This is a genomic window from Pikeienuella piscinae, from assembly GCF_011044155.1.
Classification (GTDB): domain Bacteria; phylum Pseudomonadota; class Alphaproteobacteria; order Rhodobacterales; family Rhodobacteraceae; genus Pikeienuella; species Pikeienuella piscinae.
In genome coordinates this window covers 3,520,470-3,532,647 of the sequence record NZ_CP049056.1, presented here as the reverse complement: position 1 = coordinate 3,532,647, position 12,178 = coordinate 3,520,470, and the positions used below count along the sequence as shown (strand labels likewise).

Genomic DNA, 12,178 nt, shown 5'->3' with positions numbered 1-12,178 from the left:
GCTATCGATCACGCCGCGACCCGGAAAGCGAACGGGGCCGCGGCGATCCCTCGCCGCGGCCCCGATTCCTCGCCGGGCCCGAAGGCCCGCTCAGTCGTCGTTCACTCGACGACCAGATTGTCGTCGCCATCGTCCTCGGCCGGACCCTCGATCACCTCGAAGGCGTCCTCGGTGGCGGCCGCGGCGGCGGCGGCGGCCGCGGCGGCCTCCTTCTCGCGCTCGGCGATGACCTTGCGGTCACGCTCCGCCGCGACGGCCTTGATCCGCATCGCGGCGCCACCGGTGCCGGCCGGGATCAACCGGCCGACGATGACGTTCTCCTTGAGACCGATCAGTCGGTCGCGCTTGCCTTGCGTCGACGCCTCGGTCAGCACGCGCGTCGTCTCCTGGAAGGAAGCGGCGGAGAAGAACGACCGAGTTTGCAACGACGCCTTGGTGATGCCGAGAAGGACCGGCCCGCCCTCCGCCGGGCGATAGCCTTCGCGAAGCGCCTTCTCGTTCGCCTCGTCGAACTCGAACCGGTCGACATGCTCCCCCTTCAGCATCGTCGTTTCGCCGCCATCGGTGATCTCCACCTTCTGCAGCATCTGACGAACGATCACCTCGATATGCTTGTCGTTGATCTTGACGCCCTGAAGCCGGTAGACGTCCTGCACCTCGTTGACGAGATAGTCCGCCAGCGCCTCGATCCCGAGAATGGCGAGGATGTCGTGCGGGGCCGGGTTCCCCTCCAGAAGATATTCGCCCTTCTGGATGAAGTCCCCTTCCTGCACCGCGATATGCTTGCCTTTCGGCACCAGGTATTCGACTGGCTCGGCGTCCTCATCGGTCGGAACGATGGCGATCCGCTGCTTGTTCTTGAAATCGCGCCCGAACTGAACGTGGCCGTCGATCTCCGCGATGATCGCATGGTCCTTCGGGCGTCTGGCTTCGAACAACTCCGCCACCCGCGGCAGACCACCGGTGATGTCCTTCGTCCGCGCGCCTTCACGCGGGATTCGGGCCAGCACGTCGCCCGCGCGGATCGCCTGCCCGTCCTCGACCGAAAGGATCGCATCGACCGAGAGGAAGTAATGCGCCGGGTTGCCGTTATCCAGCTTCTGCGGCTCGCCGTCCTCGCCGACAAGGCTGATCGCCGGACGCAGGTCGGAGCCCTTCGGCGCCGAACGCCAGTCGGATACGATGCGCTGGCTGATGCCGGTCGCGTCGTCCATCTCCTCACGCATCGAGATGCCCTGGATGAGATCGACCAGCTTCGCGGTGCCGCCCTTCTCGGCGATCACCGGCAGCGTATAGGGATCCCACTCCGCCAGCCGCTGGCCGCGTTCGATAGAGTCGCCTTCCTTCACCAGCAGGCGCGAGCCATAGGCCAGCTTGTGGGTCGCCCGCTCGCGCCCGTGCTCGTCGATGATGACGAGCTGGACGTTGCGCGAGATGGCGATGATGTTGCCCTCGGCGTCGGTCAGAAGCGACGGATTGCGGATCTCCAGCCGGCCTTCCTGCGTCGATTCGACGAAGGACTGATCGTTCACGCTCGCGGCCCCGCCGATATGGAAGGTGCGCATCGTGAGCTGGGTGCCCGGCTCACCGATCGACTGGGCGGCGATGATGCCGACCGCCTCGCCGATGTTCACCCGCGTGCCGCGGGCGAGATCGCGCCCGTAGCAGTTGGCGCAGATACCGTCTTCGGCCTCACAGGTCAGCGGTGAGCGGATCTTGATGGAGACGACATGAAGATCGTCGATCTTCTGCGCCGTCTTCTCGTCGATCATCTCGCCCCGCGCGACGATCACGCTGTCATCGGCAGGGTCGAGAACGTCCTCGGCCGGAATCCGGCCCAGCACCCGCTCGGAAAGCGGCGAGACCACCTCGCCGCCGGTGACGACGGCCTGAAGCGTGATGCCGTTCTCGGTGCCGCATTCCTCCATCTTGACGATGCAGTCCTGCGCCACGTCCACCAGCCGGCGGGTGAGATAGCCCGAGTTCGCCGTCTTCAACGCCGTATCCGCGAGGCCCTTGCGGGCGCCGTGGGTCGAGTTGAAATATTCAAGAACGGTCAGCCCTTCCTTGAAGTTCGAAACGATCGGCGTCTCGATGATCTCGCCGGAAGGTTTCGCCATCAGGCCGCGCATGGCGGCGAGCTGGCGCATCTGGGTCGGCGAACCGCGCGCGCCGGAATGCGACATCATGTAGACCGAGTTCGGCTCCATCGTCCGGCCGGTCTCGTCCTTCTTGACGGCGGAGATTTCGGCCATCATCGCATCCGCAACCTTGTCGGTGCATTTCGACCAGGCGTCGACGACCTTGTTGTATTTCTCACCCTGGGTGATCAGGCCATCGAGATATTGCTGTTCGAAATCCTTCACCGCGTCGCGGGTGCCGTTCACGATCTCCCATTTCGAATCGGGGATGACCATGTCGTCCTTGCCGAAGGAGATGCCTGCCCTGAACGCCTCGGTGAAGCCGAGCGTCATGATCCGGTCGCAGAAAATGACCGAATCCTTCTGCCCGCAATGGCGGTAAACTTCGTCGATCACCTCGCCGACCTCCTTCTTGCGAAGGATGCGGTTGATGACCGAGAATGGGACCGCGGCGTTCTTCGGCAGGAGCGCCCCGATCTTCATCCGGCCCGGCGTCGTCTCCAGCCGCTCACGCACCGGATTGCCGTCGGCGTCGACCGTGTCGCGGCGGGTGATGATCTTCGTATGCAGCGTGATCGTCTTCTCATGAAGCGCATGCTCGATCTCCGCCATGTCGGCGAACATCATGCCCTCGCCCGGCTCACCCTCCTTCTCAAGGGAGAGGTAATAAAGCCCAAGCACCATGTCCTGCGAGGGCACGATGATCGGCTTGCCGTTCGCCGGCGAGAGCACGTTGTTCGTGGACATCATCAGAACGCGCGCTTCGAGTTGGGCCTCAAGGCTCAGCGGCACATGCACGGCCATCTGGTCGCCGTCGAAATCGGCGTTGAAGGCGGCGCAGACCAGCGGGTGAAGCTGGATTGCCTTGCCTTCGATCAGCACCGGCTCGAATGCCTGGATGCCGAGACGGTGAAGCGTTGGCGCGCGGTTGAGAAGCACCGGATGCTCGCGGATCACCTCATCGAGGATGTCCCAGACCTCCGGGCGCTCCTTCTCGACCAGCTTCTTCGACTGCTTGACGGTCGAGGAATAGCCCTGCGCATCCAGCTTGGCGTAGATGAAGGGCTTGAAGAGCTCGAGCGCCATCTTCTTCGGCAACCCGCACTGATGCAGCTTCAACTCGGGACCGGTCACGATCACCGAACGGCCGGAGAAATCGACGCGCTTGCCCAGAAGGTTCTGCCGGAAACGGCCCTGCTTGCCCTTCAGCATGTCGGAAAGCGACTTCAGCGGCCGCTTGTTGGCGCCGGTGATGACGCGGCCGCGCCGACCGTTATCAAAGAGCGCGTCGACGGATTCCTGCAGCATCCGCTTCTCGTTGCGGATGATGATGTCCGGCGCGCGCAGCTCGATCAGCCGCTTCAGGCGGTTGTTGCGGTTGATGACCCTGCGATAGAGATCGTTGAGGTCCGAGGTTGCGAAGCGACCGCCGTCGAGCGGCACCAGCGGGCGCAACTCGGGCGGGATGACCGGAACCACGGTCAGCACCATCCATTCCGGGCGATTGCCGGAATCGAGGAAGTTCTCGACCAGTTTCAGCCGCTTGATAATTTTCTTCGGCTTCAGCTCGCCGGTCGCTTCGCGAAGGTCTTCACGCAGCCTGTCGCGCAGTTCCTGAAGATCGATCGCCGCCAGCATCTCGCGCACTGCTTCGGCGCCGATGCCGCAAGTGAAGGCGTCCTCGCCGAAGCTGTCTTGCGCTTCGAGGAATTCCTCCTCGGTCAGGAGCTGACCCGCGGTGAGGTCGGTAAGCCCCGGCTCCATCACGACATACTGTTCGAAATAGAGCACCCGCTCCAGATCGCGCAGCGTCATGTCCAGCATCAGACCAATGCGGGACGGCAGCGATTTCAGAAACCATATATGCGCGACCGGCGAGGCCAGTTCGATATGACCCATCCGCTCGCGGCGGACCTTCTGCAACGTGACCTCGACGCCGCATTTCTCGCAGGTGACCCCGCGATACTTCATCCGCTTGTACTTGCCGCACAGGCACTCGTAATCCTTGATCGGCCCGAAGATCCGGGCGCAGAAAAGCCCGTCCCGCTCCGGTTTGAAAGTCCGGTAGTTGATCGTCTCCGGCTTCTTGATCTCGCCAAAGGACCAGGAAAGGATCCGCTCCGGGCTGGCCAGCCCGATGCGGATCTCGTCGAAGGTCGCGACAGGGGCCGCAGTGCCCGGAGTAAAGATGTTGCTCAGCTCATTCATCTGGTTCACTCCGTTTCCGAATCCAGCAGCTCGACATTCAGGCCGAGCGAGCGGATTTCCTTGACGAGAACGTTGAACGATTCCGGCACGCCGGCCTCGAAATTATCCTCGCCCTTGACGATGCTCTCATAGACCTTGGTGCGGCCCGCGACGTCGTCCGACTTCACCGTGAGGATCTCCTGCAGGGTGTAGGCGGCGCCGTAGGCCTCCAGCGCCCAGACCTCCATTTCGCCGAAGCGCTGGCCGCCGAACTGCGCCTTGCCGCCCAGAGGCTGCTGGGTCACGAGGCTGTAGGGGCCGGTGGAGCGGGCGTGGATCTTGTCGTCCACCAGGTGATGAAGCTTCAGGATGTACTTGTAGCCGACCGTGACCGGCCGGGAGAACGCGTCCCCCGTCCGCCCGTCATAGAGCGTCGACTGGCCGGACTGATCGAAGCCCGCAGCGACGAGATGCGCGTTCACATCCGCCTCTTTCGCGCCGTCGAAGACCGGGGTGGCGATCGGCACGCCGCGGCGGACATTGGACGCCGCTTCGACAAACTCCTCCTCGGACATATCGGCGGTCGCCTCGGCCAGCGTTTCCGCCCCGTAAGCCACCTCCATAGCCGTTCGCACCGGCGTAAGGTCGCCGTCGCGCTTGTATCCGTCGAGCGCCGATCCGATGGCGCGGCCAAGACCGGACGCCGCCCAGCCCATATGGGTCTCGAGGATCTGCCCGACATTCATCCGGCTCGGCACGCCGAGCGGATTGAGCACGACATCGACCGGAGTGCCGTCGGCGAGGAACGGCATGTCCTCCTCCGGCACCACCTTGGAGATGACGCCCTTGTTGCCGTGGCGGCCGGCCATCTTGTCGCCCGGCTGCAGCTTCCGCTTCACCGCGACGAAGACCTTGACCATCTTCATCACGCCCGGCGGCAGGTCGTCGCCGCGGCGGACCTTCTCGACCTTGTCCTCGAAGCGAGCCTCGAGCGCGCGGCGCTGCGCGTCATATTGCTGGTTCAGGGCTTCCAGCACCTTCTGGTCGGCCTCTTCGGGCAGAACGAGTTGCCACCAGAGCCCTTTGGAAAGCACGCTGTCGAGCATTTCGGGGGTGATCGTCTCACCCGCCTTCACGCCCTTCGGCCCCTTGACGCAGTTCTTTCCGAGCAGAAGATCGCGAAGCCGCGCATAGGTGTTGCGGTCGAGAATGGCGACCTCGTCGTCGCGGTCGCGGGCGAGACGTTCGATCTCCTCGCCCTCGATCTGCATCGCGCGCTCGTCCTTGTCGACGCCATGCCGGTTGAAGACCCGCACTTCGACAATGGTGCCGAAATCGCCCGGAGGCATCTTCAGCGACGTGTCGCGCACGTCGGAAGCCTTCTCGCCGAAAATGGCGCGGAGGAGTTTCTCCTCCGGCGTCATCGGGCTCTCGCCCTTCGGCGTGATCTTGCCGACGAGAATATCGGCCGGGCCGACCTCCGCGCCGATATAGACGATGCCGGCCTCGTCGAGATTGCGAAGTTGCTCCTCGCCCACGTTCGGGATATCGCGGGTAATCTCCTCCGGCCCGAGCTTGGTGTCGCGCGCGACGACCTCATATTCCTCGATATGGATCGAGGTGAAGACATCGTCCTTCACAATCCGCTCGGAGATCAGGATCGAGTCCTCGTAATTGTAGCCGTTCCACGGCATGAACGCGACGAGCACGTTCTTGCCGAGCGCCAGCTCGCCCAGATCGGTCGACGGGCCGTCGGCGATGACGTCGCCTTTCTTCACCCGATCGCCCACCTTCACCAACGGACGCTGGTTGATGCAGGTGTTCTGGTTGGAGCGCTGGAACTTCCGCAGCCGGTAGAGATCGACGCCGGGGTCGCCCGCATCCATCTCGTCTGTGACGCGGACGACGATGCGCATCGCGTCAACCTGGTCGATCACGCCGCCCCGCCGCGCCGTGATCGCGGCGCCCGAATCGCGCGCCACGACCTCCTCCATGCCGGTGCCGACAAACGGCGCCTCGGCGCGCAGGAGCGGAACCGCCTGGCGCTGCATGTTGGAGCCCATCAGCGCCCGGTTGGCGTCGTCGTTCTCGAGGAAGGGGATGAGCGACGCTGCGACCGAAACCAACTGTTTCGGGCTGACGTCGATCAGGTCGACCTTCTCACGCGGCGAAAGCAGATAATCGCCGCTCTTCCGGGTGGAGACCAGTTCGTTGATGAACCGGCCCTCTTCGTCGAGATTGGCGTTCGCCTGGGCGACGGTGTAGCGCATCTCCTCGGTGGCGGAGATATAGTTCACGTCATCCGTCACCTGCCCGTCCTTCACGGTGCGGTAAGGCGTCTCGATGAATCCGTATTTGTTCACCCGCGCGAAGGAGGCGAGCGAGTTGATCAGGCCGATATTCGGGCCTTCCGGCGTCTCGATCGGGCACATCCGGCCGTAATGGGTCGGGTGAACGTCGCGAACCTCGAAGCCCGCCCGCTCACGCGTCAGGCCGCCCGGCCCGAGCGCCGAGAGCCGGCGCTTGTGGGTGACCTCGGAAAGCGGGTTGGTCTGGTCCATGAACTGCGAAAGCTGCGAGGAGCCGAAGAACTCCCGCACCGCCGCCGCCGCCGGCTTGGCGTTGATCAGATCCTGCGGCATCACCGTGTCGATCTCGACCGAGGACATCCGCTCCTTGATCGCCCGCTCCATGCGCAGGAGCCCGACTCGATACTGGTTTTCCATCAACTCGCCGACCGAACGCACGCGCCGGTTGCCGAGATGGTCGATATCGTCGACCTCGCCCTTGCCGTCGCGAAGCCCGACCAGCGCCTTGATGACGGCCAGCATGTCCTCAGGGCGCAACGTGCGGACCGTGTCCTCCACGTCAAGCTGCAGGCGCATGTTCATCTTCACGCGACCGACCGCCGAAAGATCGTAGCGCTCCGGATCGTAGAAGAGCGAATTGAACAGCGTCTCCGCCGCCTCCAGCGTCGGCGGCTCGCCGGGCCGCATCACCCGGTAGATATCCTGAAGCGCGGTCTCACGGCCGAGATTCTTGTCCACCGCCATGGTGTTGCGGATATACGGACCGACGGTGACATTATCGATGTCGAGCGTCGGGATGGTGGTGACGCCATTGTCCAACAGGGTCTTCAGCGTTCCGCCCGTGGGCTCGCCGTTCTTGTCCACTTCCCAGGTCAGCTCGTCGCCGGCCTCGACCCAGATCTCGCCGGTCTCCTCGTTGATCATGTCGTTGGCGGCGAAGCGCCCGATGATCGCCTCGAAGGGCGCGAGGTAGTTGGTGACGCCATCCTCCGCCAGCTTGTTCAGCTTGCGCGGGGTCAGCTTGGCGCCCGCTTCGGCGATCACTTCGCCGGAATTCGCGTCGATCAGATCGAAGGCCGGCTTGGCGCCGCGCAGCCGCTCGGTGTCGAGCGGAGCCGCCCAACCCTCCTTGGTCTTCACATAGTCGACCTTGTCGTAGAACGCGTCGCAGATCGCCTGCTGGTCCATGCCGAGCGAATAGAGCAGCGTGGTGACCGGCAGCTTCCGGCGCCGGTCTATGCGGACATACACGTTGTCCTTGGCGTCGAACTCGAAATCCAGCCAGGAGCCGCGATAGGGGATCACGCGCGAGGCGAAGAGAAGCTTCCCGCTGGAATGCGTCTTGCCCTTGTCATGGTCGAAAAAGACGCCCGGACTCCGGTGCATCTGGGAGACGATCACCCGCTCGGTGCCGTTCACCACGAAGGTGCCATTATCCGTCATCAGCGGCAGGTCGCCCATGAAGACGTCCTGCTCCTTGATGTCCTTGATCGAGCGCGCGCCAGTGTCGTCGTCGACCTCGAATACGATCAGCCGCAGCGTCACCTTCAGCGGCGCGGCGTAGGTCATGTCGCGCTGCTGGCATTCCTCGACATCGTATTTCGGCGCTTCGAGCTCGTATTTCACGAACTCCAGAACAGCCGTCTCATTGAAGTCCTTGATCGGGAATACAGACTGGAAAACGCCCTGAATGCCTTCGCCATCCGTTGGCGTCGGTCCGTCGCCAGATTGCAGAAACAGATCGTAGGAGCTTTTCTGCACCTCGATCAGATTCGGCATCTTCGCGACTTCGTTGATCTTGCCGAAGAACTTGCGAATGCGCTTACGTCCGGAATGCGTCTGAACCATTTGATTCCTCTGGTCTTTCGCGCGCTGCTCGCCGGTGGGGAAACGGCGAGACGGCGTCCCGTGTGACAAGGCGTTCCAATACCAGCCGACTTCCCATGCCGACTTCCCGGTTCGCCGCGTCTTCCAAGACCCTCACCCCGATTTCGGCCGGGAGGGCCTTAGACGACGCGGGCTGGACCCGGCAAGCTCCGGATCCAGCCGTCTTTCCGACCCTTGGCCCCCGAGGGGCAAGGGATTACTTCAGCTCGACTTCGGCGCCAGCCTCTTCGAGCTTCTTCTTGATCTCTTCGGCCTCGGCCTTCGAGGCGCCTTCCTTGACAGCCTTGCCGCCAGCTTCGACGAGATCTTTCGCCTCTTTGAGGCCCAGGCCGGTGATGGCGCGGACTTCCTTGATGACGTTGATCTTCTTGTCGCCCGCGGCCTTGAGGATGACGTCAAATTCGGTCTGCTCCTCGGCGGCCTCGCCAGCGTCGCCGGCGGCCGGACCCGCCATCATCACGGCGCCGCCCACGGCGGGCTCGATGCCGTATTCGTCCTTCAGGATGTTCTTAAGCTCGACCGCCTCGAGGAGGGTCAGGCCAACGAGATCTTCTGCAAGTTTCTTCAGATCAGCCATTTCGTTTTTCCATTCGCTTGTCTTCGTGGTTCCGGCGTCGGGCGTCTGCCCGCGCCTCCCGATTGCTTGCCAGGTTCAGGCGGCCTCGCGCTCGCTCAGCGTCGTCAGAACGCTGGCGATGTTCGAGGCCGGTGCGCCAATAGCGCCCGCGAGGTTGGCGGCGGGCGAGATGAGACATCCCGCGATCGACGCCAGAACTTCCTCGCGCGAAGGCATCGCGGAGAGCGCTTTCACGCCGGCCGCGTCCAGAATGGTCGACCCCATCGCTCCGCCGAGCACAACGAGCTTCGCGTTGTCCTTGGCGAAAGCTTCGGTGACTTTCGCCGCCGAAACGGGGTCTTCGGCGTAACCGAACACCGTCTGGCCCGTGAGAAGGTCCTTCAGACCCTCGCACGGCTTGCCCTCCAGGGCGATTTTGGCGAGCCTGTTCTTGGCGACGCGGACCGACGCGCCCGCGGCGCGCATGCGCGCCCGGTAGTCCGACATCTCAGCGACCGAGAGACCGACGTAGTGACACACCACGACGGCGCCAGAGTCAGAAAAGATCTGGCCGAGTTCCTCGACCACAGCTTCCTTCTGGGCTCTATCCACAGTCTTCTCCAAGGTTCAGGCGGTCAGGAACGTCCCTTCCGCCGGCTCAAGTTCAGACAGCCGGTTCCCCGCCTGCCCGCTTCTGCTCCCGTCCCGGGTCAGCCAAAACCGCCGCCATGGAAGACGACCGATCCTGCGTTTCCCGTCTATGGCGGGCCTTACGGGGTTTACCCCCCGCCCACCGTCTCGGACCGGAAGAGCGCCGCCCGAGGGCGCCGCCCGTCATCCCGCCGGGCGAACCCGGCGGAACCTCACTGGGCGGAATTGGCGTCAGCCACATCCACCGTCACGCCCGGCCCCATCGAGGAACTGAGCGAAATCTTCTTCATATAGGTGCCCTTGGCGCCCGCCGGCTTCGCCTTGCCGACCGCCTCGACAAAGGCCCTGGCGTTGGCGAGAAGGCTCTCTTCGTCGAAGCTGGCCTTGCCGATCCCGGCATGGACGACGCCGGCCTTCTCGACCTTGAACTGCACCTGTCCGCCCTTGGCGGCCTTCACCGCCTCGGCGACATCCATGGTCACCGTGCCGACCTTCGGGTTCGGCATCAGGTTGCGCGGTCCGAGCACCTTTCCGAGCCGACCGACGATCGGCATCATGTCTGGCGTCGCGATGCACCGGTCGAACTCGATCTTGCCGGACTGAACCGTCTCCATCAACTCTTCCGCGCCGACGATGTCGGCCCCGGCGGCCTCGGCCTCCTCGGCCTTCGGGCCGCGCGCGAAGACCGCGACGCGCACGGTCTTTCCGGTGCCCGAGGGCAGCGTCACCGTACCGCGAACCATCTGGTCGGCGTGGCGCGGATCGACACCGAGATTCATCGCAATCTCGACCGTCTCGTCGAATTTCGCCGTGGCGTTCGCCTTGACCAGCGCCACCGCGTCGGCCAGCGGAAGGTTCGACTTGCCGTCGAAGGCCGCGCGCGCCGCTTTTACTCTTTTTCCAAGCTTCGCCATGACCCTACCCCTTGACCTCGATGCCCATCGAAAGCGCGGACCCGACGATGATCTTCATCGCGGCCTCCACGTCGTTCGCGTTGAGATCCTGCATCTTCGTCTCGGCGATCTCGCGGACCTGCTTCACCGAAACCGTCCCGGAGGTCGCCCTGCCCGGAGTCTTCGACGCGGACTTCAACTTCGCGGCCTTCTTCAGAAGATACGACGCGGGCGGCGTCTTGATCTCCATCGTGAAAGACTTGTCCTGATAGTAGGTGATGATCGTCGGGCAGGGCGCCCCGGACTCCATCTCCTGCGTCTTGGCGTTGAACGCCTTGCAGAACTCCATGATGTTGATGCCGCGCTGACCCAGCGCCGGGCCAATGGGCGGCGAAGGATTCGCCTTGCCCGCGGGCACCTGCAGCTTGATCACGCCGATCTTCTTCTTGGCCATCGCGGCCTCCTTTCCATGCCGCCCCGCGGGTCGCGACCCCGAAGCTCGATGAGCGCGGTGCGGTCCGAGGGGCGCGCCCCTCTCGCCTCCCGCAATATGCGCCTCAGACCTGTTTTGAGACCTGGGCGTATTCCAGTTCGACCGGCGTCGGCCGGCCGAAGATCGAAACCATGACCTTCAGCCGGGCGCTGATCTCGTCGACCTGTTCGACCATGCCGGTGAAGCTCTCGAACGGACCGTCGGTGACGCGCACCTGCTCGCCGACCTCGAAGGAGATCTTCGGCCGCGGCCGCTCGGCCCCTTCCTCGACGATATTGAGGAGCTGGTTGACCTCCGAATCGCGCATCGGACTCGGCTTGCCTTGCGGGCCGAGGAAGCCGGTGACGCGGTTGGTGTCGATAATGTGGAGATAGGCCCGGTCGGTCATCTCCATCTTCACAAGAACGTAGCCCGGCATCAGACGGCGCTCCGCCTTCACCTTCTTGCCGCGCCGAATCTCCATCACCTCTTCGGTGGGGACGAAAATCTCCTCGATCTCGTCCGTCAGCCCTTGCTGCTCGACGGATTCGCGCAATGTCTCCGCCACACGCTTCTCGAAATTCGAAAAAACGTGCACGGCATACCAGCGTTTGGCCATTCTCTTCGCCGCCTCTCCGCTTCTCGCGCTGTCGCCCTTTCGGGTCCCGTCGCGCAACTCGCCGCGCCTTTTCCAAACTGAAAGGGCGCGCGTTGCGAATCGACGCGCGCCTCCCCCATGTCCAGAGGAAGGCGACCTAGACCCCGCTCGAGATCAAGTCAAGCGCCGAGCCGTAGAATCTGATCAATTCCGAACCCGATGATCATGTCCGCAAAAAAGAAGAACAGGGCCGCGAGCGAGGCCATGATGAACACCATGATCGTCGTCAGCACAGTCTCCTTGCGCGTCGGCCAGACGACTTTCGACGCCTCGACGCGGACCTGCTGGATGAACTGCGCGGGATTCGTGCGCGCCATGTCGTCGCCTTTCTCTCTCGCCGGCGCTGGCAGGGGCGGGGGGACTCGAACCCACGACCCTCGGTTTTGGAGACCGATGCTCTACCAACTGAGCTACACCCCTAGCG

Annotated in this window: 8 protein-coding genes and 1 tRNA gene; all 9 read right to left on the bottom strand. The window is 63.7% G+C overall.

What is annotated here, in order from left to right:
• Window positions 1-101: 101 nt before the first annotated feature.
• The gene (gene rpoC, locus G5B40_RS16790; RefSeq protein ID WP_165100970.1) at window positions 102-4,349 is read right to left on the bottom strand and encodes a DNA-directed RNA polymerase subunit beta'; all 4,248 of its coding nucleotides are present in this window, start codon (window positions 4,347-4,349) and stop codon (window positions 102-104) included.
• 5 nt (window positions 4,350-4,354) lie between these two features.
• A complete protein-coding gene (gene rpoB, locus G5B40_RS16785; protein ID WP_165100967.1) occupies window positions 4,355-8,485 on the bottom strand; it encodes a DNA-directed RNA polymerase subunit beta in 4,131 nt (1,376 codons plus the stop codon).
• A gap of 235 nt (window positions 8,486-8,720) precedes the next feature.
• Window positions 8,721-9,101 carry a 50S ribosomal protein L7/L12 gene (gene rplL, locus G5B40_RS16780; RefSeq protein WP_165100964.1) on the bottom strand — a complete coding sequence of 127 codons (381 nt, stop codon included), beginning with the start codon at window positions 9,099-9,101 and terminating at the stop codon, window positions 8,721-8,723.
• Between the two features lie 75 nt (window positions 9,102-9,176).
• Window positions 9,177-9,692 (bottom strand): 50S ribosomal protein L10, encoded by a 516-nt coding sequence (rplJ, locus tag G5B40_RS16775; protein WP_165100961.1) that lies wholly within the window; start codon window positions 9,690-9,692, stop codon window positions 9,177-9,179.
• Between the two features lie 251 nt (window positions 9,693-9,943).
• Window positions 9,944-10,645, bottom strand: a complete 702-nt coding sequence (gene rplA / locus G5B40_RS16770) for a 50S ribosomal protein L1 (RefSeq protein ID WP_165100958.1) — start codon at window positions 10,643-10,645, stop codon at window positions 9,944-9,946.
• A gap of 4 nt (window positions 10,646-10,649) precedes the next feature.
• The gene (gene rplK / locus G5B40_RS16765; RefSeq protein WP_165100955.1) at window positions 10,650-11,078 is read right to left on the bottom strand and encodes a 50S ribosomal protein L11; all 429 of its coding nucleotides are present in this window, start codon (window positions 11,076-11,078) and stop codon (window positions 10,650-10,652) included.
• A gap of 103 nt (window positions 11,079-11,181) precedes the next feature.
• The gene (gene nusG / locus G5B40_RS16760) at window positions 11,182-11,715 is read right to left on the bottom strand and encodes a transcription termination/antitermination protein NusG (RefSeq protein WP_165100952.1); all 534 of its coding nucleotides are present in this window, start codon (window positions 11,713-11,715) and stop codon (window positions 11,182-11,184) included.
• A gap of 158 nt (window positions 11,716-11,873) precedes the next feature.
• Window positions 11,874-12,071 (bottom strand): preprotein translocase subunit SecE, encoded by a 198-nt coding sequence (secE, locus tag G5B40_RS16755; protein ID WP_165100949.1) that lies wholly within the window; start codon window positions 12,069-12,071, stop codon window positions 11,874-11,876.
• Between the two features lie 27 nt (window positions 12,072-12,098).
• Window positions 12,099-12,174, bottom strand: a tRNA-Trp gene (locus G5B40_RS16750).
• Window positions 12,175-12,178: the final 4 nt, after the last annotated feature.